The sequence below is a fragment of the Pseudomonas sp. IPO3747 genome, assembly GCF_013385245.1.
Taxonomy (GTDB): domain Bacteria; phylum Pseudomonadota; class Gammaproteobacteria; order Pseudomonadales; family Pseudomonadaceae; genus Aquipseudomonas; species Aquipseudomonas edaphica.
On record NZ_JACAQL010000002.1, the window covers coordinates 748640 to 773713 of the forward strand.

The following is a 25074-nucleotide window of genomic DNA, read 5'->3' on the forward strand; positions in this document are numbered from 1 at the left end:
AGGTACAATAGCCGCCCCCTTTTGCTACGGCCCTTGTCATGACTGACCCCATACGCCTTTCCAAACGCCTTATCGAACTGGTCGGTTGCTCCCGTCGGGAGGCTGAGCTGTTTATCGAAGGCGGCTGGGTCTCGGTGGACGGTGAAGTGATCGATGAGCCGCAATTCAAGGTCACCACCCAGAAGGTCGAGCTGGACCCAGAGGCTAAAGCCACTGTGCCGGAACCGGTGACCATTCTGCTGCACGCCCCGGTGGGCGTGGATGTGGAAACAGCAATGGCCTCGATCAGCGCCGAGACGCTGTCCGAAGAGCACCGTTTCAGCAAGCGCCCGCTCAAGGGCCACTTCCTGCGCCTGACCGCCAGCGCCGATCTGCAGGCCAAGGCCAGCGGCCTGCTGGTGTTCACCCAGGACTGGAAGATTTTGCGCAAGTTGACCGCCGATGCCGCCAAGATCGAGCAGGAATACGTGGTTGAGGTCGAGGGTGACATGGTTGCCCATGGCCTCAACCGCCTGAACCACGGTTTGACCTACAAAGGCAAAGAGCTGCCGGCCGTCAAAGCCAGCTGGCAGAACGAAAACCGCCTGCGGTTTGCGCTGAAAAACCCGCAGCCGGGTGTAATTGCCCTGTTTTGCGAAGCGGTCGGCCTGAAAGTCATCGCCATCCGCCGCATCCGCATTGGCGGCGTGTCCATCGGCAAGGTGCCGGTCGGCCAATGGCGTTACCTGTCCGGCAAAGAGAAATTCTAAGCCGCTCCCCTTTTCCCGGCACCGGCAACTCTGCGCGGTGCCCTCAGTTGAATACCAGGATTGCCCACCATGATTCACAACGACGTATTGCGCAGCGTGCGCTACATGCTCGACATCAGCGACAACAAGATGGTCGAGATCATCAAGCTCGGCGGCATGGACGTCACCAAGGAAGACCTGCTGACCTACCTCAAGAAAGATGAGGAAGAAGGTTTTGTGTTCTGCCCGGACGATGTCATGGCGCACTTCCTCGATGGCCTGGTGATCTTCAAGCGTGGCAAGGACGAAAGCCGTCCGCCGCAGCCGATCGAAACCCCGGTGACCAACAACATCATCCTCAAGAAGCTGCGCGTGGCCTTCGAACTGAAGGAAGACGACATGCACGCCATCCTCAAGGCTGCTGAGTTCCCGGTGTCCAAGCCTGAGTTGAGCGCACTGTTCCGCAAGTTCGGCCACACCAACTACCGCACCTGTGGCGACCAGTTGCTGCGCAATTTCCTTAAGGGCCTGACCCTGCGGGTTCGTGCGTAAGCCATGAGCTACTCGGTCTCGCCCGTCGGCTTCGTGCGCTCCTGCTTCAAGGAGAAGTTCGCCATCCCGCGCCAGCCGCAGCTGGCCCCGGCCGCACGCGGCGTGCTGGAGCTGGTGGCGCCGTTCGATCAGGGCGAGGCGGTACAGGGCCTGGAGCAGGTCAGCCATGTGTGGCTGCTGTTTCTGTTCCACCAGGCCCTGGAAGACAAGCCGCGCCTCAAGGTGCGGCCGCCACGCCTGGGCGGCAATACCTCCATGGGCGTGTTCGCCACCCGCGCGACTCATCGCCCCAATGGCATTGGCCAATCGGTGGTGAAGCTGGATAAGGTCGAGCCGGGCCGCTTGTGGGTTTCCGGGATCGATTTGCTCGACGGCACGCCGGTGCTGGATATCAAGCCGTACGTGCCGTACGCGGACATCATTGACACCGCCACCAATGATATTGCCAGCAGTGCGCCGCAGCTGATTCCCGTGCAGTGGCTGAAGACGGCACTGCACCAGGCACAAGGCCATGCGCAGCGCCTTGATGAGCCGCTGGTGGCATTGATCGAGCAGTGTCTGGCCCAGGACCCACGGCCGGCGTATCAGACGCCAGGGCCTGAGCGTGAGTACGGCGCGCAGTTCTGGGATGTGGATGTGCGTTGGCACTATCCAGAGGCGGGTGTCATCTGTGTGCTGGAAGTGGTACCGGCCAAGTAAACGCCGAAACAACTGTGGGAGCCAGCTCCCACACAAGCCAGCTCCCACATTTTTTTTGAGCAGTGTTTACTTCTCGACGAACGCGCGCTCGATCAGGTAATCACCCGGCTCACGCATACGTGGCGAAACTTTCAGGCCGAAGCTGTTCAGCACTTCGCTGGTCTCGTCCAACATGCTCGGGCTGCCGCACAGCATGGCGCGGTCGTCCTCGGGGTTGATCGGCGGCAGGCCGATGTCGCTGAACAGCTTGCCGCTGCGCATCAGGTCGGTCAGGCGACCTTCGTTTTCGAACGGCTCGCGGGTCACCGTTGGGTAGTAGATCAACTTGTCACGCAGCGCCTCGCCGAAGAATTCGTTCTGCGGCAGGTGCTCGGTGATGAATTCGCGGTAGGCGACTTCATTGACGTAACGCACGCCGTGGCACAGGATCACTTTTTCGAAGCGCTCGTAGGTTTCCGGGTCCTGGATCACGCTCATGAACGGCGCCAGGCCGGTACCCGTGCTGAGCAGGTACAGATGTTTGCCCGGCTTCAAATCGTCAAGCACCAGGGTGCCTGTCGGTTTTTTGCTGATGATGATCTCGTCGCCTTCCTTCAAGTGCTGCAATTGCGAAGTCAGCGGACCATCGGGCACCTTGATGCTGAAGAACTCCAGATGCTCTTCCCAGTTTGGGCTGGCAATGGAGTACGCGCGCATGAGTGGGCGGCCGTTGGGCTGTTGCAGGCCGATCATCACGAACTGACCATTCTCGAAGCGCAAGCCCGGATCGCGGGTGCACTTGAAGCTGAACAGCGTGTCGTTCCAGTGATGAACACTGAGGACACGTTCGTGGTTCATGTTGCTCATGTACGGGGAACTCCTGGAAATGGGTCTGCGCCAAAGATGAGATGCGCAATTGCACAGCATTCTAATGGCGGCGACAATATCTGTTAACTGGATTATTAAGATAAGGGTTATCGGTTATATCGATATGCGATTTACTCTACGTCAACTGCAAGTCTTCGTCGCCGTCGCCCAGCAGGAAAGCGTCTCACGCGCTGCTGGCCTTCTGGCCTTATCTCAATCCGCCGCCAGCACCTCAATCACCGAGCTGGAGCGTCAATCCAGCTGCCAATTATTCGACCGCGCAGGCAAGCGCTTGAGCCTCAATGCTCTCGGCCATCAGTTATTACCGCAGGCCGTTGCGCTGCTGGACCAGGCCAAGGAGATCGAAGACTTGCTCAACGGCAAGTCCGGCTTTGGTTCCCTGGCGGTCGGCGCCACCCTGACCATCGGCAATTACCTGGCGACCCTGCTGATCGGCAGCTTCATGCAGCAGCACCCCGAGAGCCAGGTGAAACTGCATGTGCAGAATACTGCCAATATCGTGCACCAAGTGGCGCATTACGAAATTGACCTGGGTCTAATCGAAGGCGACTGCAGCCACCCGGACATCGAGGTACAAACCTGGGTCGAGGATGAGTTGGTGGTGTTCTGTGCGCCGCAGCATCACTTGGCCAAGCGCGGTGTGGCGACGATGGAAGAGCTGACCCATGAAGCATGGATCCTGCGCGAACAGGGCTCGGGCACGCGCTTGACCTTTGACCAGGCCATGCGCCATCACCGTAGCGCGCTGAATATCCGCCTGGAGCTTGAACACACCGAGGCGATCAAGCGTGCAGTGGAGTCAGGGTTGGGGATTGGCTGTATTTCCCGACTGGCCCTGCGCGATGCGTTCCGCCGTGGCAGTTTGGTGCCGGTGGAAACCCCGGACCTGGACCTGGCCCGGCAGTTTTACTTCATCTGGCATAAACAGAAGTACCAGACCTCGGCGATGCGCGAGTTTCTGGAGCTGTGCCGCGCCTTCACCGCCGGGGTTCAGCGCAGCGACGAGATCGTGCTGCCAAACATTGCCTGAGGCTTAGATCAGGATCACGGCCCACACCAGGGTAATCATGGTCAGCGCTACGAATTGCGCGGCGCTGCCCATGTCCTTGGCGTTTTTCGACAGCGGGTGGCGGTCGAGGGAAATCCGGTCGATAGCCGCTTCCACTGCCGAGTTGAGCAACTCAACGATCAAGGCCAGCAGGCAGACCGCGATGAGCAAGGCGCGCTCGACCCGACTGACGTGCAGGAAGAAGCTCAGCGGGATCAGGATCACGTTCAGCAACACCAACTGACGGAATGCCGCCTCGCCGGTGAAAGCTGCGCGCAGGCCATCCAGGGAATAGCCCCCTGCGTTGAAGATACGTTTGATACCGGTTTGACCCTTGAAAGGCGACATAGATGTAGGCAACTGAACCAAAGAAGTGGGGAAACTAGATCACGCAAAGTCAAAAAAGCGTGAATCGGGTACAGCTTAATGCTGCGAAATTGACTCAAGTTGTTGCAAGAGCAGCGCCGCCTGAGTGCGGGTACGCACGCCGAGCTTGCGAAAGATCGCCGTCACGTGGGCCTTGATGGTCGCTTCCGACACACTCAACTCATACGCAATCTGCTTGTTCAACAAGCCTTCGCAAACCATGGTCAGCACCCGAAATTGCTGGGGCGTCAGGCTGGCAAGGCCATCACGGGCGGCTTTGGCTTCGTCGGACACGTTGATTTCTTCAAACGCTTGCGGCGGCCATGACACGTCGCCATCCAGCACGGTGCGCACGGCTTTCTGGATCGCTTCCATAGAGCTGGACTTGGGAATGAAACCGCTGGCACCAAACTCCTTGGAGCGCACCACCACGTCGGCTTCTTCCTGGGCTGAAACCATTACTACCGGGATCTGCGGGTATTGCCCGCGTAAGAGCACCAATCCCGAGAAGCCATAGGCACCCGGCATGTTCAGGTCGAGCAGCACCAGGTCCCAGTCGGATTTTTCGTTGAGGCGGGCTTCCAGTTCGGCAATGCTGGCCACTTCGACCAGGCTCACGTCAGGGCCAAGGCCCAAGGTAACGGCCTGATGCAGCGCACTGCGAAACAGCGGATGGTCATCGGCTATCAGGATTTCGTATGTGGCCATTGATTAAATGATCCTGTTTTTTATGGGAGCCCTGATGGGTTCAGGGTTCGCCAGTACACAAGGCAATGGCCAGGCAGCCATCGCCACAGGGCACACTCAGCATCAAAAACACCTGAAACGACACTGAAAAGTCACGGTTACGCCCCAATCGGCGCCCAGCATGCCCAGCGCAGCCTGGGGGGTCAAGCACTACGCCCGTGGGCATTTTAGCCGGTTGCGGGTTTACGGTGCCATCATGCAAACGTCGTCTGGTTATACCGTAGGGATATGGGGCGCGAGCCGCATGTGCACGCTGTCCGCCGGGTCCAGCGGCAATTGAAATTTAGCGGCCAGGTAATGCGTGCTGAACACATCGAGGTAGGCATCCAGCACTTCGCTGGCCGCTGGGTCGTCGGCCAGCTCCAGGCACAGCGCCGCAACCTCGGCGGTACAGAAATGATCATCGCGCTTGGACCGGCGCAGCTTGTAGCGTGACAGCTGTTCGGGCGCCAGGCTCAACACCGGCAAGTGCGCAAGGTAAGGGCTTTTGCGGAACATCTTGCGCGCCTCGCTCCAGGTGCCGTCCAGCAGGATGAATAACGGGCGCTTGCCGTCTTGCACCTTGACCTCGCTGCACACCCGCTCAGGCGCAACGAACTCGCCCGGAAACACGATATAAGACTGCCATTGCGGGTCGGCCAACAGGGTCAGCAACTCGGGGTCCACTTCTGTGCGCGACCAGGCGAACGCGGTGGTGTCGTCGATGACATCGGCGATCAGCCAGCCGGTGTTGCTGGGCTTCATCGGTTCCACGTCATGCATCAACAGGCACATGGCCGAGCGGGCCTGCACTGTTGGGCGCCAGGCGCACAGGCAGTACTCGGGAATCACCCGGCAACCGGGGCAACGTTCGGCGCGCGAACCACGGTTTAGAAACGGCCGGACGGCGCGCGCCAGGCGCTGGGTACGCAAGCGGGAGACGGCGTGGCTCATCGGGCGCACCGCGAGCAGAGGTCAATCGACACAGGCAAAACTCGAATCAGGCTTAAGTGGCCGCAGTTTACCAGCGATACGCCTGGCTGTAGTGGCAAGCGGTCCCCTATAATTGCGCGCCACTGAACGCACAGCGCAGTGGCTGGTCTATGCACCAGTAACCGAATCAGGAGAGTTTCATGCTGCGTTCCATGCTGCGCCTTGTTGCCCCATCCGTCGCCCTTGCGCTGGTTCTGCCCATGGGCGCCCACGCGGCGTCGCTGCTGGAGGCCCAAATGAACAGGAAACTGCAGAGCGTCGCGGCCGAGAGCAACAAGGACCTGCCCCGGGAAATCGATGCAAAGACCCTGGAAGTGGCCTACACCGTTGAAGGCATGCAACTGATTGATCACCTCAGTGTGCTACCTGACCGTGCCGAACAGATGCGCGCAAACCCCAAAGCTGTGTATTTCCAGCTGGGTCAAAGCGTATGCCTGAACAAAGGCTATCGCGAGCTGATGGCCAAGGGCGCCGTGATGCGTTATGAGATCACCGAGAACAAGACCAACCGCCCGGTAGCGTCGGTCAAGTTCGTGGAAGCCGATTGCCCGGCACCCGCTGCGGCGAAGAAGAAAAAGTAACTGTTGCTCGATCATCGCGCGCTGCTGTCCGGTGGCGCGCACCTCCCTCGCCTTATTGGCCAGCCGCCAACTAAACTGCTTGATGAGTGACCAATAAGCGGTTGCCAGCCAAGGGTTTTTCGGCTCATGATCAAGCCATCCCGGCAGCCCATCTACTGCGTTTTTCACGCCGTTCTGTAACATTTTCAGGGCAAAAGAGGGTTGCCCTCCTGCGACTTGCAGTGCAAAGGTTTCCAAATCACAAGGAACATACAGAGCCCGTTTTGCCGCCTGGCGAACACCGTGCAACGCTTAAGGCGTGCAGCGACACACGCAGTGTCGTGGCCGCGGACGAATCTCTCGCCGATGGCCCAGGTTCTGTGAAGAAGGAGAAGTTGAATGCCTTACGAACCGAATGACCGCCTGCTCCGTCATTTTGAAGCAAACGGCGCTGACCTCACCCAGCAGGTCGACGCACAACTCCAGCTGGTCGCTCCCAACAGCCCGAACATCCCCCTTTATCGCGATATGATCCTCACCGTGCTGCGTATGGCCAAGGATGACCGCAACCGTTGGAATGCAAAAATCACGCTGCAGGCGATCCGCGAGCTGGATAACGCCTTCCGCGTGCTGGAACAGTTCAAGGGCCGCCGCAAGGTCACGGTGTTTGGCTCGGCGCGCACGCCGGTCGAAAGCCCGCTGTACGCCTTGGCCAGGGAAGTCGGCACGCTGCTGGCGCAATCCGACCTGATGGTGATCACCGGCGGTGGCGGCGGCATCATGGCCGCTGCCCACGAGGGCGCAGGTCTGGAACACAGCCTGGGGTTCAACATCAACCTGCCGTTTGAACAGCACGCCAACCCGACCATTGATGGCACCGAGAACCTGCTGTCTTTCCACTTCTTCTTTACCCGCAAGCTGTTCTTCGTCAAGGAAGCCGACGCGTTGGTGCTGTGCCCGGGCGGTTTTGGCACGCTGGATGAAGCGCTGGAAGTGCTGACCCTGATCCAGACCGGCAAGAGCCCGCTGGTGCCGGTGGTGCTGCTGGATGCCCCAGGCGGTGGTTTCTGGCAAGGCGCACTGGACTTCATTCGCAGTCAGTTGGAAGCCAATCGCTATATCCTGCCCACCGACCTCAAGCTGATCCGCCTGGTCTACAGCGCTGAAGAGGCGGTGGCGGAGATCAACCAGTTCTATGCCAACTTCCACTCCACGCGTTGGTTGAAGCGTGAGTTTGTGGTGCGCATGAATCATCCGCTCAGTGATCGTGCACTGACCCACTTGCAGAGCGAGTTTGCCAGCTTGCGGCTAAGTGGAGAGTTCCAGCAGCTTGCTTACACAGGCGAGGAACATGATGAACCAAGATTCAGCCATTTGACGCGGCTGGTGTTCAACTTCAACGGTCGTGATCAGGGCCGGTTGCGGGAGTTGGTGGATTACATCAACTTGCCGGAGAACTGGGTCCAGGCTCAGGGGAAGACACAGCAGCGGGCGGCGCCAGAGCCGGCGTGATTTTTAAGGCAAAAAAAAAAGGCCCACTACTGTCGTAGTGGGCCTTTTGTTTTACCGGGATTTGGCATCCCAGCAGCCAACACAATCCAATGTGGAAGCTGGCTGGCCTGCTCCCACATTTGGATTTAACCAACCTGAAGACTCAATCTTCCATGTCCCGACCGCTGAGTAACCGGCTGATCATGTCCATCGAAAACCCGCGATAGCTCAGGAAGCGCCCTTGCTTCGCACGCTCCCTGGCATCAATTGGTAGATGCCCGGCAAACTTGCGACGCCAGGTATCCTCCAACTGCGACTGCCAACTAATACCGCACTCACGCAGGGCAAGGTCGATATCGGCACGTTGCAGGCCACGTTGGCTCAGTTCTTCACGAATTCGCGCTGGGCCGTAGCCGGAGCGCGCACGGTAGGAGACAAAGCTTTCAAGGTAACGGGCTTCGGAAAGCAGCCCCTCTTCCGTCAAACGGTCCAGGGCTGTTTCGATCATCTCGGGCTCTGCACCGCGCTGACGCAGTTTACGCGTCAGCTCGACTCGACCATGCTCGCGGCGAGCGAGCAGGTCCATGGCAGTGCGCCGAACGGCGACGAGTGTATCCAGTACAACAGTCATCGTTTGCTTCAGATGTCAGTGTCGACTTCTTCTACTTCTTCAACCGGCTCGCGGTTGGCAGCAGCTTTCACGTCTGGTGCTGGGGTCAGCAGCTTGTCGCGAATCTGCTTCTCAAGCGTGGCGGCGATATCCGGGTTGTCCGCCAGGAACTTGGCCGAGTTGGCCTTGCCCTGACCGATCTTGCTGCCGTTGTAGGCATACCAGGCACCGGACTTCTCGACGAAGCCATGCAGTACGCCCAGGTCGATCATCTCGCCGTTCAGGTAGATACCCTTGCCGTAGAGGATCTGGAACTCAGCCTGACGGAATGGCGGAGCCACCTTGTTCTTCACGACTTTAACGCGGGTTTCGCTACCAACAACCTCGTCACCTTCCTTCACCGCGCCGGTACGGCGGATATCCAGACGGACCGAAGCGTAGAACTTCAGCGCGTTACCACCGGTGGTGGTTTCCGGGCTGCCGAACATTACGCCGATCTTCATACGGATCTGGTTGATGAAGATCACCAGGCAGTTGGCGTTCTTGATGTTACCGGTGATTTTACGCAGCGCCTGGGACATCAGGCGGGCTTGCAGGCCCACGTGCATGTCACCCATCTCGCCTTCGATTTCAGCTTTCGGTACCAGGGCAGCCACGGAGTCGACCACGATCACGTCGATGGCGTTGGAGCGCACCAGCATGTCGGTGATTTCCAGGGCTTGCTCACCGGTGTCCGGCTGGGAAACCAGCAGGTCGTCAACGTTGACGCCCAGCTTGCCGGCATATTCCGGGTCCAGGGCGTGCTCGGCGTCGACGAACGCACAGGTGGCGCCCATTTTTTGCGCCTGAGCAATCACCGACAGGGTCAGGGTGGTTTTACCGGAAGATTCAGGACCGTAGATTTCAACGATACGGCCTTTTGGCAGGCCGCCAATGCCGAGTGCGATGTCCAGACCCAGAGAGCCAGTGGAAATAGCCGGGATCGCCTGACGGTCGTGATCGCCCATACGCATTACGGCACCCTTGCCGAATTGACGTTCGATCTGACCCAGGGCCGCAGCCAAGGCTTTCTTCTTGTTGTCGTCCATTAAAGTCCTCACGTAATCAATAAGGCCTGACGGCCAACACCTGTATAAGTAGACAGTATTGTTCCACAAAGATCCGGGATCGCCTACCCCTGATTTTCGATTTCTGCTGCAGCTCGTCGCAACAAGCCCTCAAGCGCGGCTTTTACCGTTTGTCGGCGGACCTCGTCGCGGTTGCCGGGGAAGTGCGCCAGCTCGGCCGTTACCTCATCGCCCACGCCGAACGCCAGCCATACGGTGCCCACCGGTTTGTCCGGCGAACCGCCGTCCGGCCCCGCCACACCGCTGACCGCCACGGCAAAGCGCGACAGGCTTTTTTCCTGCGCACCGCGCACCATCGCCTCCACCACTTCCTGGCTGACGGCGCCGACCTTGGGGAACAGCGTCTCAGGCACACCCAACTGGCGGGTCTTCTGCCGATTGGAGTAAGTGACATACCCGGCCTCGAACCACGCCGAACTGCCCGGAATACGCGTAATGGCTTCGGCGATACCGCCACCGGTGCAAGACTCGGCAGTGGTGACGTGGGCATTGAGCACCTGCAAACGGCGACCCAGTTCAGCGGCCAGTTGAGTGATTTCCTTCACGGTCGTCTCCAAGTATGGGCGGGGGTTTGCCTACCCTACAGGAGCCTATCGGCCATGCAAGTTGCAGAGTGCATCAAGACGCTAACGGCCGACGACGCGCATCCTGCCTCAGGAAACGCCCAATATCGCCTTCGCCCGCGCCCAGAGCTGCAAACGATCGTCCAGGCCATTCAGGCCACCATTGATGCGCCGGGTGATAGTGGTGAACTGGTCTTTGTCAGCAAGTTCGTTCAAACCATTGCTCTGCCAGAACCATGCGGCGGACTCACACGCCCATTGCGGCTGCTCCAGCAGTTGCGGTTGCTGCAACAGGCGGTCGTCGCCGAACAACGCTTGGCTGCAGGCGAGGTAATTGCGCCGCCCCGTGATCTGGATAAGCCCCCTGCCCCGGTACTTCTGGCCATCGCCGTCGGCCTCGGGGGTGTTGCCCAAACGCGCCGCCAGGGTGCCGGTGTCGTATTTGCTCAGGTATTGATCGCTGCCCAGTTCTCGTAAATAGAGCAACTGGCCGGATTCGTGGCCGATTTGGGCGAGGAACGCGGCACTACGCTTTGGCGTGCCAATGTCGTAGCGAACCAGCACCGCATTTAACGCAGATAAAAAAAAGCCCGCTCTAAGGCGGGCTCCAGGCATCACTTGAAGCAGTTGAGCAAGCGTTATCGCCATGGGGCTTTCCCTTTGAAAATGGCTATGCCGACAACCCATTCGCCGTAATCGAACTGCGATACCCAGTCACCGGATCGCCAACATGCACCACCTGTTTCATCGACCACTGGCCCTGCATATACGAAGGCCAGGTTTCATCCAGCAACAACACGCCTTCGGCAGCCAACAAAGGGTTGCCAGGGCAATCAATCAGCAGTTTCAAACCTTCGCGTCCCACACGTCGCAGTTCGCCTTCAGCCACGGCACGTGCCTCGGCTTGGTTCTGGCAGCGCTGACGCAAAGTTTTGAACGGGGCCACCCCCACCTCGACTACCTGCTGTTTGCCACCTGCGGCGTCCCACCAGGTCACGCGGCTGCCCATGTATTTGGAGCGAGACGTTTCGTCGAGCTTGGCAGTGATGAAGGCCTGGTCACCGGGGCGGTTGTCCTGGGTCACGGACAGCTTCACCTGCGGTAATAGTTGCCCGGTAAGTGATTTGACCTGCCCCGCCTCGGCCAGCACGTACAGCTCGTTGATTGGTTTGGTGACCGCGCTGTAGCGCTTGGCAAGGCGGGTGATGAACGCCATGTCGCTTTCATTAGACTGGTCGATATGGGCAATCGCAATGCCTTCCAGCGCAGGGGCCACACGCGGTGAAAACCCGTGGCGACTGACCAGTTGGCGAAACAGTGCGCCCAACGTGGTTGGCCCGTAACTGGCCGACCGTCGCTGGCGATAACCGCTGGCGTCGAGCATGCTGAAAGGTGCGGCTGTCGCCACGATCATCAAGCGCATGGGAAACAGCACGGGCGTGCGCTGCGTGATCACAAACTCGCCTTTTTCCACCAGCGCCGACTCCTGATAACCCACGCGCAAACCGATCTTGCCGCTCAGGCTGGGCAAACCTTCCAGCCCCTCGATATTGAGGGTCAACTCCAGTCGGTCAGACTCGATACCTGCAGCGTCGGTATGGCTCCAACGCATCAGGCGTTGATTGAGCAGCGCGGCATTGGCGCCATAAAACTCCACGATTGGCGTAAATCCCTGTGCCATGTTGCCTCCTTAATCCCAGGCCAGAACAGGCCGCACAGCAGCCGGCCGCGCTTGCATTTCCGGCACGATGACCCACACACCAGCGGGCAGTACCGGCCCGTACTCGGCAAGTTCGGGGTTCAGGCGCCAAAGGGTTTCTTCCGCCGCATCATCGCAACGGCCCAATTCGCGGTAGAGCAACAGGTTGACCGAATCACCGGCAATACTTCGCACTCTACGCATTGACGAATTCCTCCAGTTCCATAGTCCAGGCCATGACCATGGCAGTGCCGTCATCGATCACGTTGCTCTGGGTTTCCATCACCGAATTGATCCGCCACAGGCCCCAGTTACGGCCGATGCCATCGACCAGCGGTAAGGGCGCACGCGCATTTTGCAGGGCGCGCAACTCGTCCAGGCGCTGCATGCCGATGGCGTACATCGCTGTGCCGGTGAACGTGAGCTTCTCCAGCTTCTGCCCGCTTTGCCGCGACTGGGGTTTACTGGCAATAATCGCCAGGTCACTCCAGCCGCCGTCAGTGGTACGCACCAGCCCGGAATAGGCAAAGCCACGGGACAGGCCAAAAATAAAGTCGCCGAGGACCATTTGTTGTTGCATCAATCACCTCCTGGTGGATCGGCCAGCGCCGCGTTGCGCCGAATGCCAAGGGTGTCGGTGACCATCGGCATGCACTGAAATTGCAGGGCCTGGATCACCTGGTTGACGACTTGCTGGGCATCGGCGGGGTTCACGCCGGTAATCTGAATGCTCGGCGCGAGGGTGACTTGCACATTGTCTGTACGCGCGGCGTTGAGCTCTTTGCTCACTGCACCGGGTGCAGGCAGTCGGTCGGTTGAGCCGAACAATTTGTCACCCAGCCAGGTGCCCGCTTCACTGCCAAGCAAACCCCCAATGGCGCCGCCGACCGCGGTGCCGACACCGGGAAAAATCAGCGTGCCAATGGCCGCGCCGGCGGAGGCTCCTGCCCAGGCGCCACCTGCAGTGGTGAGGCCTGCACCGACGGCTTTGGCGTCGCCGTTGCGGATACCCTCGGCCACATCCATGGCAGTGTCGACATACCTCATCGGGCCGAGGCGGCGGGCGGCGGAGGACTCCAGCTTGCTCACCGCGCCTGACAGGCCGGAGGCCGGCAGCTTCGGCGCGTGAGGCAGCGCCTCAGTTGAGCGCTCATGGCTGAAGGTCTGTGTGTTTGGCAGAGCAGTCATACGCCCATCAGAAGGCAGGGGGACAAGCCCTCGCTCCAAGGCCTCCATCAGCCCCGGCCCTCTGCCAGCAGCCGGTTGACGGTAATCAGCGCCCTGCTTTCGACTATTTGCCTGGACCTCGCGCAGTTGCATCCCCTGAGTAGGGCCACCGGCGTGAAAACCATTCGACTGCGCAGGGAAAAAGGACTTGGCAAAGCGCTCGGACACACCGCGCAGCGTTGCCATCACGCCGCCGCTTTTTGTGGATGCAAGCCTGGTAGCAGCTGGCTTGGCCACGGAAGCCTGTTTCTTCTGCGAACCTTGCTTGTTCTGCGCGCGCTGCGTCTTCTTATTCTGCGATTTTAGCGGTTGGGTATTCTTCTTCCTGGCAGAAGAACTTCTACGGCTGACGCGGCGGCTACTGGGTGAGGCTTGAACAGCAGCAGCACAGCAGCAGGACTTATCCTTTTTAAAGCCATCACTCTTGAATAGCTTGCCGGCGACTCCAGGCAACTTGCCAAGCGTTACATCAACCAAGTTACCCGTTACCCTGGTTTTGATCGTCTCTCCCAAGCCCGAAAAAAAGCCAGTAATGACGGGTGAAATAACCGGCAAAACGACCACCTCAGCCATTTTTACAGCGGTGACAGCTGTGGGCGACTCACCCGCTATGGTGTTGGCGCGGTCCATCACATGGGTCTTGGCTTGCAGCCACCAGTCCTCCCCGAGCACCGGCGCGAGCTTCAGCGTGGTGGAGAGCCGCTCCTCACTCTTTGACGACTCCTCTCGCAATTGAGTGGTAGTTTTTTCCGCAACGGTGGGTGCAGCAAACGATTGCTGGAAGGCTGCGACCGGATCGAGGCTCTTTACATCGCGCAACGTCATGGCGTCACGGACCAAGCTCCGATCTTGCGATGCGCTCGACTTAACCTCGGTGGTCGTCTTCTGCTCACTACGCTGATCGATTTTAGACGGTTCAACGTCCACCGCCTTCAGCCGCGACAAGGCGTCTTCCAGCGCGTCCACGCTGTTGCGCACTAACCCCAGGGACAGCGAGAGGCCATTGAGTTGCAAGCCTGCATTGGTCAGCGCCAGACTCATTGAGGACAACGACGGCGCTTCTGCGAGAGCACTAGAGACCAAAGGGCCTGGGCTGACAATCTCGCCCCCCTTTGCGTTGTCTGCGTTGCTAAAAACACCCTGACCATCCTTGGCCATGGCATACGCGAGCGAATACTTGTTTTGCATCCCGCTTACTCCTGTTTAACGCCAAGGCGAGTGATCGCAATGTCGTAGCGGCGCAATGCTTTGCCGGCGTCCCAGTCGAGGATCTCTGCCTCATTGACCGAGTAAATCAGCGGCACCACATCGAGGATTACTTCGATGTCGCGCTGCGAAAGAAGTCCGCCGGTTGATTTAAAAAATCGTCGATGCGCTCCTGCAGTTCCGTCCAGTCGGGTACGGTCAGGCCAGCGAGATCGGGGATCATCAGGCCGGTGCAGTGCGCGGTGATGAACTCGGCGCGTTCTTTGTTGGTGGCGAGTTTTTTCATCACCTTGGTGGCGCGCAGGGCGGGCATTTCCAGGGGCAGTTCGGTCAGGCTGCGACCGGCCGCGTCGAGGGCCAGCAGCAGCTGAACAGGCTGGTCGTGGGTCGCTTCGTCAGGCTGATCCAGGAAGAATGACGCAGGGCGTGTCGACATGTCATGTACGTACTGAGCGATGCTCACGTAGTCCGGGCGCTTGAGCTGGTCGAGCTCTTTTTCCGACAGGCCGGTGGCGAGTTTCGCCAGTTCAAAAAACTGGTCGTCCTCGTCATCACCGGCCCGGGCCAGCACGTCTTTTTGCGCGGCGTAAAACAACGGCTTGAGTTGAATCTGCTGGATCGTCGCGCCAGTGTCGGCGGTGATCGGGGACAGCAGAATGTGCAGCGGTGGCATCCAGGCCATGGGGCAATTCCTTGTTAAGCATTTTTGAGGTTAAACACAGTCAATGTGGGAGCCGGGCTTGCCCGCGATGCAGGCGACTCGGTATGTCGGGTGCACCGAGGTGATGCCATCGCAGGCAAGCCAACTCCCACATTGACCGTGCCCGCTTCGCCTTTAAGGCATCAGCACCGCGCGGCGTGCATCGCCGAGAATGTCGACGCCGTTGAGCACGAACTTCTGGGTGCGCACGTCGATGTCGATCACCGAAATGCCGTTTTCCAGACGGTTGTAGGTACGGCAGGACAGTTCCAAAGTGGTGGTGACCTTGTCGCCCATCTTCAGCTTCGCCTCCTCCAAGGATTTGAGTTTGCCGCCGACCGTGTGGTAGGTGAAGTAGGTTTTGCCATCCTGATCCTGACCGGCTTCTCGTACGTTCAGCAGAATGTCGTCACCCAAGCGCACGCCCAGGGCCAACATGATTTCCGGCCCGGCACCTTGCAGAACCAACTTGGCATTGAGCACCTTGCCGCTCTTGGCCATTTCTTCGGCGATGAAGCGCCCACCGGACATGGACTCCATGTCGAACTCAATCTTCGGCGGGGTGAACTCCTCTACTGTCGCGGACAACGGCAGGCCTTGAAGGGTGGCCGCAATGGCCTGTCTTACACGGTTGGTAAACATTAGAGAACGTCCTCCAGGAACTGCTCGATGATTTCATCGCGGGCATTGAGTTGATAAATCATGTGTTCGTTCGGCGCGTAACGGCCGTAGTCGATGACGATGAACCAGGTGCCGTTCTTGTACTTCTCGACACTGTTCAGCTCCGGGTGCAGGTACACGCTGCCGCCGGGGATGGTTTCATCGGCCACCAGGGTTTGCAGCCAGTCGTTGATGCGCTTGACCTCCTGGTCCATAAACGACTTGGTGAGGTTCTTGGCCATGGCTTTCTGGCCGGCCTTGACCAGCTTGCGGCTGATGGCATCTTCCAGGCCGACGTAGCTGATGAACTTGCCGGTGAGGGAGCGGTTACCCAGCAGCGAAAAGCCGCCAAGGATAGTGCGCGCGTAGTAGCTCACGCCGTAACGGTTGAGCAGGTCGCCTTCGGTGGAGGTGTCGAGGATGTTGTACTCGACCACACGGGAAACGTCCTCGGCGAAGGTCACCTGGTTACCTGGGCTTTCCCACTGTTTGACCTTGGCCAGTGCAGCAATAGCCAGCGACGATGGCGACAGGAACACGTTTTTCTTCGCCGCCTTGGAATACACCGACGGCATATTGTGCACCAGCAGGCAGCGGTCGAAGCCGAGGTCGGCACCGCCCAGCTCGCCGCTGTAGGTCACTTGGTCAGCGACGGACGCGTCCTTGCCGTCCAGCACCACACGGGCCTTGATGCGCTTGCCGAAGGCAGCGAACTCACCGGCCACGGCCTTGGTGCCGGTGAAGCCTGGGGCGCCGATGATGGTCAGGTCTTCCGGGACGCTGCTCAGAGCCGCCAGGCCCAGCTTGCGGCCGGTGGCTGGCTCGTTGCCGCCGATCACGTTATTGACGGTGTCGGCCGGGGTTGCGCCCTCCTCCACGATCACCACATAAACCGGCACTTTCACCACTTTGAGGATCTGGTACACCGCCTGAAACAGCGTGCCCGACTCGGCGCCGGTCGGGTCCAGCAGCGCCTGGGTGGTGAAGCTGTTGATGCGAAACGGCGCGTTTTTCGGAATCGACGCGTGGGCATTCGGCGCGGTGCCGACCAGGCCGATAACGTTGTCGCCCAGGCCACCCATGGCCTCGGGGGATTCGGTGGCATTCACGGTGATGCCGTTGTGCTCGAAGTTCAAAACCTCAGCCATGATTAGTCAGCCTTCTTGGGGGTGGAGTTAAGGACGCTGGTCAGTTCCAGGCGGCCGGCGGTGCGCAGGGCGGATGCTTCGACGTCCAGAAGTTCAAGCTCCTCGCCGGCGGTGGACCAGTGGCCACCTCCGGTGGGGAATGGGATGAGGACGGTGTATTTCTGGCGATTAGACGTAGCCATTTTTTGAATCTCCAGGCATAAAAAAAACCGCAACGCGGCTCTTGGGGGATGTTTCAGATATCGGGTTAAGCATTACGCGCCAAGGCGCGAGGTTATTTCTTTGGAAGTTCGGAGGGATCGACGCCCTGAAAAGCCTTCACTTCAGGCTCGGATGTCGGTGTGTAAATGAAGGGGCTCGCGGGCTGTTCCGGCCAGATCACTGCCTGTGGAAAATCAGGCTGGCCCTCCATCTGTGCAAGATGCACACGGTACAGGCGCCAAGCCGCCACCTCAGCTTGCCTGGCGGGCAATTCGTCAGCCTCATCTCCCACCAAACCAGCGGCGATGGTGTCCTGCAATACCTCAACAGCCGTCAGCAATTCGTTGATTTTTTGGGTAGCGGATGCAGCCTTATCCGTACGCATGCACATCACCAGCGCGAGGATCATTTCACGCGTAGGCTCTTGAACCTCTCCAAACTCGCCAGCCTTCGCACGCTCGAAAAGCTCAACACCGTGGGGCTCAGCGTCATTAGGAGATGCCGCGAAGGGCTGTTCCCCAATGGTCTCCTTGGTTTGTTCAAAAACCACGTTCAGCACTATTGCGCTATGCGACTGGTCGGTCCAACGTGGATTGTTTGCACTTAGAACGGTAAACATTTGATCACCTTATTTTTTAATTAAGAAACACGTTGCCACAACGAAGCGTTGTAGCCAGTTAAAGCGCCATGCAAGCGCCACTGCCCTACGTTGAGCAGGCCTGAATTATTGCCTGCACCGTCACTTACAGTGAGCGATGTATAGAGCAACTGACTGCCCGCCAATATAGTGCCTTGGTTAGAGGCAGGCTGCGCAACCAGCGGACGCGCAAATGCATATTGCCCGACTGCACTTAGGCCAAGGGCAGCCACTTTTGCACCATGATTTGCGTCACTGATCAAATCGCCAAAATCTGTTGCATCTACCGTTAAACGCAGACTCCCTGCCGAGTTAAAGCCCAGTTTGATTTTATTATTAGCCTGCCCCACGCCACCGCCTTGTTGTATCGGCGTGTAGCCCAAACGCGGCTGAATGTAATAAACGACACCGTCTGTAGAACGGCGCATGTACATGAATTCAGGGTTATCGGACGCCATCCCTACCGTGGTAATGGAATCGCGAATTGGCCTGGACCAAACATACTCTTCGCACTTGGCAATTGTTTCGTCTTTTGTATACGCGTTGGTAATTCCATAGGCGGCAAGCGTTGAACCCCAATTTGCCTTGGTGTCAGGCGAAAAGTTTCCGGAATACCAAAAATTGCCCAGATCCGTTGTATCAACTGTCGCCTTCAAGCCCACAGTCGACCAGCCGATGTTAACCCTTGAACCCGTCTGGCCCACCCCGGTGCCTTGCGCGACGGGTGTGTAATCCAGTTTTCTCTGGATAAAGTACAACGCGTTATCCGATTCACGGCGCATGTACATAAGCGCAGGATCATTACTGGCCATGCCGATGTTGGTAATACTATCGCGCATAACGCGCTGTGCAACCAGATAACCCGTTTCATCTTTGGTATAAGCGTTGGTAATACCATAGGCCGCAAGCGTCGATCCCCAGTTTGCCTTGGCATCGGGAGAGAAGTTTCCGGAATACCAAAAATTCCCCAAGTCTGTTGTATCAACTGTTGCTTTCAACCCAACGCTGGACCAACCAATGTTTACCCTTGAGCTATTTTGGCCTACACCGGTCCCTTGCGAGACGGGTGTGTAATCCAATTTCTTCTGTATGAAATACACCAGGTTATCTGTTTCACGGCGCATATACATAAGTGATGGGTCATTACTGGCCATGCCTATGTTGGTAACACCGTCGCGCATAACACGTTGCCCGACCAGAAAATTGGTTTCGTCCTTGGTAAATGCGTTAGTCACTCCATAAGCGGCAAGCGTCGAACCCCAATTAGCCTTGGTATCGGGAGAGAAATCAGAGGACGTCCAGATTTTTCCGAGATCGGAATTATCAATGGTCAACTTCAGACCATTACCTGACCACCCCAGTCTTACCGTGTTTTGGAGCTGACCTATACCCGTGCCTTGCTGAACAGGCAGGTAGGTCAATTTTGACTGAAAACGCACGTCGCTCTCGGTTTTTGTGAAAGCATCCACAATACCGAAACCCGCGAGACTGGTTGGGTTGGTGCCACCGATTACAAAACCTCGGCGGTCAACCGAGACACTCCGATACGTGCCAGGAATGACCCCACTCGGGCCATAAATCTGCTCGAATTCGAGCGCAGTAGTGCCGAGGATAATCGGTGCGTTCGTGGTCAGCTGCCAAAGCGTGTCAGCGTACTTCGTGCCCTCTTCAACACTCACTATCAAGTTAGGTGTTACTTCACCACTGACATCCGCATCAGTACGGCGAAACCAAGCGCCATTGGCAACAGTGTAAATACCATTATTGGCTGCAATCGCCTGGAACGTTACCAGCACGCTGTCGCCCGCGACAACGGCAACGCCGTCGAGCATTTGAGCACCGCTCAATACAATTGGCCCAGTTGCAGCGGCTCGCACGGACTTTTTAGTGTCCAGCTTCGCCAGCTCGCCTGCCACGTAATCGGCCACCCAGGCACGCGTGGCCTTGACGATCGAGTCATCGATCGACAGCACCACATTCGAGGCGTTGCTTGTTTGAAAAATAGCACGCAGATAAAACTCTTTGCCTGCGCCCTGATCGGCCATTACCGGTTTGAACGACTCTGGATACTTAATCACCGCATAGAGGACACCGGTGTCAGTCCATATGGCCGCTTCGCGCACATACCAGCCACCCACCTCATTAGGAATTGTCACCTCAGCCAGTAACCAGCTTAGGTTTTTTTGATCCTGCATCAATGCATTGATGCTGCCTCGCCATACCTCACGGCGCAAAGCGACTGCGGTCGCGTCGGGGTTATATACGGACCCGCCGCCATCGCCGACCGACATATGTGTCAACTTGATGGGCGTCCCGCTTGCCTTGCAAGCGGTCTCGTGCGCGATCCCGGCGTTTGTTAACAGTGTGTAGTAATCAGCCATTTTTACTCCAACGGGTAAAGGGTCATTGTCTCGACGGTGTAAATACCCGCCGCCATATAAAGCGGCGAAATGGATGAGAGGCCTTCCAACTTGAAGGGGTAAATCGTGGTCAGTTCCCCACATACAGTGACCGCACTGATGCAGTGATTGCCTGATGCGGATAACCCGACACTCACCGCCAACGTGTCACGCTCGCTTTTTGCATCCGCGAGGCGCTTGTCGAGCCGAGTGTTAATCTCTTCGCTGTAAGGCCGATCAGTGAAAGCTCTAACGGTGAAACTGTATGGCGCACCCGAAGGAGACTTCTCATGCCACGCCTGTATCTGAGGCGATAATTCAAGCCCTCGGACCGCATTTTCGAGCGCAAGGCGCGTGCCTGCCTGGCGTTTTGTTGGCCAAGAAAACCCGACGGTAAGACGCTTTTCAGACTCCGCAGCGCTAGCACTCCATTCCGCCACACCGCGATCCGCAGCCAAGTAGGGTAGAAACTCCGTAGGCGTTTCATTAGGGTTCATCAGACTCGGAAAAGGCGGCGTAATACGGTTGACCAGCTTTGCGAAACCGAGGTCCAGCGCCCTCTCCAGTGCCGAACTATTCGCCGGCAAGAGGCTATGATCGATTTGCTCTTCGCTCATAAAATTCGCACCTCAACCGCGACACCGGTGCAATAGGGAGCCTGAAAGGCCGTTGCCTGAATCGGAGATACAGGCTCAAGGATTTCAAGCTGTGCAGCACCCGCTGCATGAATGGCGTAATCAATCCAACTGGGATCCACCCGCCCTTCGAGGCGATGACAGGACTCTGCGTAGTCCAGCAGCAGTTTCTGCGCCGCAACTTGAGTGAGCCCCGAATCCGGCCCGGCATTGATCTTGGCCACGACCCGGATCTTGTAGCGCAGGATATGCGCACCTTGCACGCTGACCAGATCGGTCTCCGGCCGCACATCCGGCCGTGCGAAATGGCGACGAACCCCGTCAAGCAAATCGGCGGACGGCGTGCCGTCGCTCTCACGAGCAAGCACAGTCACCATCACTTCACCGGGCGCTGTTCGACGAGCGTTACCGTCCTTGACCTGCGCGGCATAACCGTCGGGATCAAAGGTGTAGCTGACCGTCACCACGCCCTGCGTCGCGCTTTGCACCTTCACCGACGGCCGTTCACCCAGGGTAAAAACCTCTCGCCGATACTGCATCCGCGAGCCGGCTGCCGGGGCATGGGGTGCCAGGTAATAACGCAAGCGAGCGTCGTCGTCACTTTCCAATGTCGGCGGCACCGGCGGAAACGCCGCAGGGTCACCTGGGTCGAGCACTTGGCGTTCCAGGCCCATATCCGCCAGGCGTGCATCCAGGTTGCTGCCGGTGGCCCACCACGCCAGCATCTGCTTGATGCGGGCGTTGTATTTGCGTTCGTGGGTTTGCAGCCGCACGCAAAAAGCTTCCAGGGCCAGGGTCAGCAACTCGCTTTCGTTGTCGAGGCTGACCTTGAGTTTGGCCGCGCTTTGCGGTGCTCGGGTGGCGACGTAGTCCACAACAAACGCCTTGAATTCGGCCAACAACGGCTCGAACTCATCCACCGCAATGATGGCCGGTTCCGCCAGTTGGTTCTGGCCGGGGATCAGCATGCTCATGTCACGACCTCGAAGGTTTGTTGGCGGTTTTTCCAGGTGCCGGCGAAGCGCAACAGCAGGCCGGCGCCTTGGCGGGTGGCGACGATGACCTGGGGTTGAAAATCGCCGATGCCGTTGTGGCTGTTGTAGAACGCCTGCGCGGCGTGGCTTTGGGCGAGTATCAGCAGGTCGTCGCCGAGGTTCTGGCCGAGCAGTTGCGGGATCAGCGAGCCATATAGCGGGCGTTTCTGCCGAGTGCCCACGGGGGTGGTCAGCGCTCGGGTGGCGCGCTGCACGAACTGCAGCCAGTCATCGACGGCTGCCCCGGTGTTTCGATCGATGCCGAGCATGGGATGTCCTTATCGGGGGCTGATGACGCGGCCTTGATGGTCCACCAGCGGGCCGCTGAAGTGCGCGCCGCCAGCGTCCAGTACCAGGCTGGTGCCGCCAATTTGCAAGGTGATGTTCTGGGCGCTCATGACCAAGCTGGCGGCGCCGACCTTGACGTCTATCTGTTCGCGGGAGCCGCTGAATGTGGTGGGGCCGTTGGCCCAGTTGAAGGTGTGGCTGGCGTCGTCATAGTCACTTTGGGTGCCGTCCTGATGACGCCGCCGGGTCAATGTGGCAACGCTGGAGACGGGCGGAAACTGACTACTGTTGAGGCCGAACAAGGCTACCGACTGCCCACCGCCTTCGCCGCCGCCGTAATTGAGCAACAGGCATTGTTCACCCACAGACGGGATACGCGTTTCGGTTTGTGCGCCTGCGCTGGGGTTGAAAAAGCGGATCGCCGGGGTGAGCAAATCACCGTGGCTGACCTTGCAGGTATTGCTGGCGGCATCGACCGACTGACACGTGCCGATCCGACAAAAACTCTCGGCGCGTCGATACAGGTCTTCAAGTTGGGTTTCCATCTCTGCCAGGCGCTCGACAATCGGCCCCAGCTGCATGCGTAACAGCGCGTCGAACATGGGCTACTCCGCCAGTGGTTTGTATTGGTCGGGATCGTCGATGTTCGACACTTCCCAGGTGCGGGCAAACAGCGGCTGGCCGGTAGGATCTGTGAGTAATACCGGCCCGATGTAGACGGTCTGGGTGAAGGAGACAGTCCAAGTGTCGTAGTCCGTTTCTGCTGCTGTTGCAGCAACCGGAGCGGCGACGATATTTATCGGCAAATCACACTGGGCCAAGGGCAGGCCCCAACGGTTATCCAGCACCTGGTCCATCAGTTGGCTGGCCAGGTCGCAGGCATCAAACGGCAGCGCACCCGGCGCCACCATGGCCCGGAGAGAAATCGTCAGGGCGTGAGCCTTGCGCCCTTCGCGAGAGCGAATGCCTGGGCCATTGCCTTCGACCGTGATCAACACGCCGGTTTTATCCAAGGCGCCCTGAAAATCCTGGTGATTGCCGACCTTCAAGTTCGGGAAGGCCGCGTGCAGCGCCGCGCCTATGGCGTTGGGCAGTTGGGATGGCTTTTCGATAAGGGTCATATTAAGTAGCGTCCTTGCAACGGTTACTGCGGATCTTGGCCGGAGCCTTGGTTGACCCCGATGCGCTTGGCGGCCCAGCGTTCATAAAGGCCGATGGCGACGTCGGCACCGGCCATCGCGGTGAGGCACCCAATGGCGCCGGCAGTCCAGATCGACATGCCGGCGGCGTAGCACAGCATCAGGGCTGAAACTCCGCAGACCATGCACGCGCCGGAGCGCAGGGCCAGGCGGCGGATCAGCGACCAACCACGTGCGCCCTCCTTGTCGGCGCGCCACATTTCGCCGGATACACCGCCGATCACGGCCAATACGATGACCAGCCAGATAGGCATTTCCGCTAACGCTTGTTGTTCATTTGTCATGTCACGCCTCCTGGCTGAGCACTCAATAGTCCATTTTTCATTTACACATGCTTCGATAGGTCGGCATTCCAAAAAGCCCGGTTGCCCAGGCTTTTCAGTAATGATGTCCTCGAACGTTCGGCGCTACTGGCGCGGTACGTACATTACAAAAATTATTTCCGACCACGATCCCTGTCTGCCGGATAACTGCTTCTGGTGCTTTACGCTGCACACCCGGGTCAGTTGCCAACCCTCTGAACCGTCAAGGCCGGTTCATCGCTGCCTGTTTTTTTGAAGCGGTGTAACTAAAGAGCGTCGGCATCCTTGCCGGTGTTGCCTGGCATCCCTGCCATCGCTTCGATGGCGTCCTTGCCGATGTTGCGTGCCGTCCTTGTCACTTTCCTTGGCAGCATCCTTGCCGCCTCCACCACCTTGTTGGCTGGCTTGAGATGGAGAATATGCATTTATGCATATACAGTCAATGCATAGATGCATTTATTTTTACCAAAGGAATGCACCAGTGCATTGAGAGCCTGATGGGCCAGGGGTTTACCGGTTTTTTAAGGCCGAAAAAAAGCCCGCACAGGGGCGGGCTTTGTCTTACGCAGGGAGGTTATCGGGCGTACATGCCCCACCAGAATACATGGCCGAGGATGCTGATTTGCTCATCCTGGATATCCTGGAAGCTGTAGTCCTCGTCGGGATGCTCATCACGATTGAAGCTGCGCAGGCGAATCCCGGAAGGCAGGCGATAGAGCTGTTTCACCCGCAATTGGCCATTGTGATTGATGGCATACAAGTCGCCATCGACGATGTCACCAATGCCGCTCTTGCCCGCATTCACTCCGACCGTCGCGCCGTCGCGCAGCACCGGCAACATACTGTTGCCACGCACTGTCACGCATTTGGCCTGGTCGAACTGCACACCGTTGTGGCGAAGGCTGCGCTTGCCGAACCGCAGGCTGGCCTTCTCGCTTTCCTCGATGACGAATCTTCCTGATCCAGCAGCCAATTCAACCTCGCGCAAAAAGGGGATCGACACCTCGTCATCATTAACGGGCGTGTCGTCGTCCCACAGGCTTATGTCCTTGAGTTCCGAATGCATCGGGTCGCGCCCATCATCGCGCCCGGCGCCCAGCGCCGCGCGCCCGCGCAGGTGGTCGGTGCTGACGCGGAAGTACTCGGCGATGCGCGAGATGTGCTTGTCCGACGGATCAACGATCTTGCCGCTGAGGATCCGAGAGAGTGTGGATTGAGGCACGCCGGTACGCCGGTGAAGCTCCGTGGGGGAGATCCGGTCGCGGTCCAGCAGCTCTCTTAAGACGGTTGAAACGTTGCGTTTTTGCATAAAGGCGATAGTGCCGGGAGTTTTTGGGGTTGGCAAATGCTAAATTGCATATTTTATGCAATGGCAACACATTTCAATCTCTGCCCGGCTGTTTGCAAGC

The 25074-nt window shown here is 58.5% G+C and carries 32 protein-coding genes; 6 read left to right on the forward strand and 26 right to left on the reverse strand.

Features of this window, described 5'->3' with window-relative positions:
- Positions 1-38 precede the first annotated feature (38 nt).
- From HX790_RS04775 to tsaA, 3 genes are all read left to right on the forward strand, one after another.
- Positions 39-749, forward strand: coding sequence for an rRNA pseudouridine synthase (locus tag HX790_RS04775; protein WP_058421638.1), 711 nt, complete (start codon positions 39-41; stop codon positions 747-749).
- A 69-nt stretch (positions 750-818) separates the two neighbouring features.
- Positions 819-1280, forward strand: coding sequence for a DUF1456 family protein (locus tag HX790_RS04780; protein ID WP_003189058.1), 462 nt, complete (start codon positions 819-821; stop codon positions 1278-1280).
- Positions 1281-1283: 3 nt separating this feature from the next.
- Complete coding sequence (tsaA, locus tag HX790_RS04785; RefSeq protein ID WP_099548535.1) at positions 1284-1979, forward strand: tRNA (N6-threonylcarbamoyladenosine(37)-N6)-methyltransferase TrmO; 696 nt, start codon at positions 1284-1286, stop codon at positions 1977-1979.
- Between the two features lie 66 nt (positions 1980-2045).
- Here the strand turns inward: tsaA and fpr are convergent, their stop codons facing one another.
- Entirely contained in the window at positions 2046-2825 is a 780-nt protein-coding gene (fpr, locus tag HX790_RS04790) for a ferredoxin-NADP reductase (RefSeq protein ID WP_003189055.1), read from the reverse strand.
- A 124-nt stretch (positions 2826-2949) separates the two neighbouring features.
- Here fpr and HX790_RS04795 point away from each other — a divergent pair, with 124 nt between their 5' ends.
- The gene (locus tag HX790_RS04795) at positions 2950-3876 is read left to right on the forward strand and encodes a LysR family transcriptional regulator (protein ID WP_026013711.1); all 927 of its coding nucleotides are present in this window, start codon (positions 2950-2952) and stop codon (positions 3874-3876) included.
- A gap of 3 nt (positions 3877-3879) precedes the next feature.
- Here HX790_RS04795 and HX790_RS04800 read toward each other — a convergent pair whose 3' ends face one another.
- From HX790_RS04800 to HX790_RS04810, 3 genes are all read right to left on the reverse strand, one after another.
- On the reverse strand, positions 3880-4242 hold the full coding sequence (locus HX790_RS04800; RefSeq protein WP_017137081.1) for a diacylglycerol kinase: 363 nt from the start codon (positions 4240-4242) through the stop codon (positions 3880-3882).
- A gap of 75 nt (positions 4243-4317) precedes the next feature.
- Positions 4318-4968 carry a response regulator transcription factor ErdR gene (gene erdR / locus HX790_RS04805; protein WP_017137080.1) on the reverse strand — a complete coding sequence of 217 codons (651 nt, stop codon included), beginning with the start codon at positions 4966-4968 and terminating at the stop codon, positions 4318-4320.
- A 252-nt stretch (positions 4969-5220) separates the two neighbouring features.
- Positions 5221-5940, reverse strand: coding sequence for a tRNA-uridine aminocarboxypropyltransferase (locus HX790_RS04810; RefSeq protein WP_017137079.1), 720 nt, complete (start codon positions 5938-5940; stop codon positions 5221-5223).
- Positions 5941-6119: 179 nt separating this feature from the next.
- Here HX790_RS04810 and HX790_RS04815 point away from each other — a divergent pair, with 179 nt between their 5' ends.
- Both HX790_RS04815 and HX790_RS04820 read left to right on the forward strand, forming a co-directional pair.
- A complete protein-coding gene (locus HX790_RS04815; protein WP_017137078.1) occupies positions 6120-6560 on the forward strand; it encodes a PA3611 family quorum-sensing-regulated virulence factor in 441 nt (146 codons plus the stop codon).
- A gap of 378 nt (positions 6561-6938) precedes the next feature.
- Complete coding sequence (locus HX790_RS04820) at positions 6939-8051, forward strand: TIGR00730 family Rossman fold protein (protein ID WP_017137077.1); 1113 nt, start codon at positions 6939-6941, stop codon at positions 8049-8051.
- Between the two features lie 142 nt (positions 8052-8193).
- Here the strand turns inward: HX790_RS04820 and recX are convergent, their stop codons facing one another.
- From recX to HX790_RS04930, 22 genes are all read right to left on the reverse strand, one after another.
- Complete coding sequence (recX, locus tag HX790_RS04825; RefSeq protein WP_017137076.1) at positions 8194-8661, reverse strand: recombination regulator RecX; 468 nt, start codon at positions 8659-8661, stop codon at positions 8194-8196.
- An 8-nt stretch (positions 8662-8669) separates the two neighbouring features.
- Positions 8670-9728, reverse strand: a complete 1059-nt coding sequence (recA, locus tag HX790_RS04830) for a recombinase RecA (protein WP_017137075.1) — start codon at positions 9726-9728, stop codon at positions 8670-8672.
- A gap of 83 nt (positions 9729-9811) precedes the next feature.
- Positions 9812-10312 (reverse strand): CinA family protein, encoded by a 501-nt coding sequence (locus HX790_RS04835; protein ID WP_017137074.1) that lies wholly within the window; start codon positions 10310-10312, stop codon positions 9812-9814.
- Positions 10313-10420: 108 nt separating this feature from the next.
- A complete protein-coding gene (locus tag HX790_RS04840; protein ID WP_176991294.1) occupies positions 10421-10978 on the reverse strand; it encodes a glycoside hydrolase family 19 protein in 558 nt (185 codons plus the stop codon).
- Positions 10979-11000: 22 nt separating this feature from the next.
- Positions 11001-12011: a contractile injection system protein, VgrG/Pvc8 family gene (locus HX790_RS04845; protein WP_176991295.1), complete on the reverse strand. Its 1011-nt coding sequence runs from the start codon at positions 12009-12011 to the stop codon at positions 11001-11003.
- Positions 12012-12020: 9 nt separating this feature from the next.
- Positions 12021-12233 carry a tail protein X gene (locus HX790_RS04850; RefSeq protein ID WP_017137071.1) on the reverse strand — a complete coding sequence of 71 codons (213 nt, stop codon included), beginning with the start codon at positions 12231-12233 and terminating at the stop codon, positions 12021-12023.
- Positions 12226-12609 carry a phage tail protein gene (locus HX790_RS04855; protein WP_017137070.1) on the reverse strand — a complete coding sequence of 128 codons (384 nt, stop codon included), beginning with the start codon at positions 12607-12609 and terminating at the stop codon, positions 12226-12228. Before HX790_RS04855 ends, HX790_RS04850 begins: the two co-directional genes overlap by 8 nt.
- Entirely contained in the window at positions 12609-14444 is a 1836-nt protein-coding gene (locus HX790_RS04860; RefSeq protein ID WP_176991296.1) for a phage tail tape measure protein, read from the reverse strand. Before HX790_RS04860 ends, HX790_RS04855 begins: the two co-directional genes overlap by 1 nt.
- Before the next feature lie 127 nt (positions 14445-14571).
- Positions 14572-15144 carry a phage tail assembly protein gene (locus HX790_RS04865; protein ID WP_176991297.1) on the reverse strand — a complete coding sequence of 191 codons (573 nt, stop codon included), beginning with the start codon at positions 15142-15144 and terminating at the stop codon, positions 14572-14574.
- Between the two features lie 153 nt (positions 15145-15297).
- Positions 15298-15804 carry a phage major tail tube protein gene (locus HX790_RS04870; protein WP_099548528.1) on the reverse strand — a complete coding sequence of 169 codons (507 nt, stop codon included), beginning with the start codon at positions 15802-15804 and terminating at the stop codon, positions 15298-15300.
- Positions 15804-16970, reverse strand: coding sequence for a phage tail protein (locus HX790_RS04875; protein ID WP_176991298.1), 1167 nt, complete (start codon positions 16968-16970; stop codon positions 15804-15806). The genes HX790_RS04870 and HX790_RS04875 overlap by 1 nt, the downstream gene beginning before the upstream one ends.
- Before the next feature lie 2 nt (positions 16971-16972).
- Positions 16973-17152 carry a hypothetical protein gene (locus HX790_RS04880; RefSeq protein WP_017137065.1) on the reverse strand — a complete coding sequence of 60 codons (180 nt, stop codon included), beginning with the start codon at positions 17150-17152 and terminating at the stop codon, positions 16973-16975.
- 92 nt (positions 17153-17244) lie between these two features.
- Positions 17245-17790 carry a phage tail assembly chaperone gene (locus HX790_RS04885; protein WP_017137064.1) on the reverse strand — a complete coding sequence of 182 codons (546 nt, stop codon included), beginning with the start codon at positions 17788-17790 and terminating at the stop codon, positions 17245-17247.
- Positions 17791-17810: 20 nt separating this feature from the next.
- Positions 17811-20189, reverse strand: coding sequence for a phage tail protein (locus HX790_RS04890; protein WP_017137063.1), 2379 nt, complete (start codon positions 20187-20189; stop codon positions 17811-17813).
- A gap of 2 nt (positions 20190-20191) precedes the next feature.
- Positions 20192-20824, reverse strand: a complete 633-nt coding sequence (locus tag HX790_RS04895; protein WP_017137062.1) for a phage tail protein I — start codon at positions 20822-20824, stop codon at positions 20192-20194.
- Positions 20821-21816 carry a baseplate J/gp47 family protein gene (locus HX790_RS04900; protein WP_176991299.1) on the reverse strand — a complete coding sequence of 332 codons (996 nt, stop codon included), beginning with the start codon at positions 21814-21816 and terminating at the stop codon, positions 20821-20823. The genes HX790_RS04895 and HX790_RS04900 overlap by 4 nt, the downstream gene beginning before the upstream one ends.
- Positions 21813-22145: a hypothetical protein gene (locus HX790_RS04905; protein ID WP_053254663.1), complete on the reverse strand. Its 333-nt coding sequence runs from the start codon at positions 22143-22145 to the stop codon at positions 21813-21815. Before HX790_RS04905 ends, HX790_RS04900 begins: the two co-directional genes overlap by 4 nt.
- A 9-nt stretch (positions 22146-22154) precedes the next feature.
- A complete protein-coding gene (locus HX790_RS04910) occupies positions 22155-22766 on the reverse strand; it encodes a phage baseplate assembly protein V (RefSeq protein WP_176991300.1) in 612 nt (203 codons plus the stop codon).
- Between the two features lie 3 nt (positions 22767-22769).
- Positions 22770-23285, reverse strand: a complete 516-nt coding sequence (locus tag HX790_RS04915; protein ID WP_176991301.1) for a hypothetical protein — start codon at positions 23283-23285, stop codon at positions 22770-22772.
- Positions 23286-23308: 23 nt separating this feature from the next.
- On the reverse strand, positions 23309-23647 hold the full coding sequence (locus HX790_RS04920; RefSeq protein ID WP_053254660.1) for a phage holin family protein: 339 nt from the start codon (positions 23645-23647) through the stop codon (positions 23309-23311).
- Positions 23648-23931: 284 nt separating this feature from the next.
- Entirely contained in the window at positions 23932-24090 is a 159-nt protein-coding gene (locus tag HX790_RS04925) for a hypothetical protein (protein WP_176991143.1), read from the reverse strand.
- Positions 24091-24239: 149 nt separating this feature from the next.
- Positions 24240-24974 (reverse strand): XRE family transcriptional regulator, encoded by a 735-nt coding sequence (locus tag HX790_RS04930; protein ID WP_082463551.1) that lies wholly within the window; start codon positions 24972-24974, stop codon positions 24240-24242.
- Positions 24975-25074: the final 100 nt, after the last annotated feature.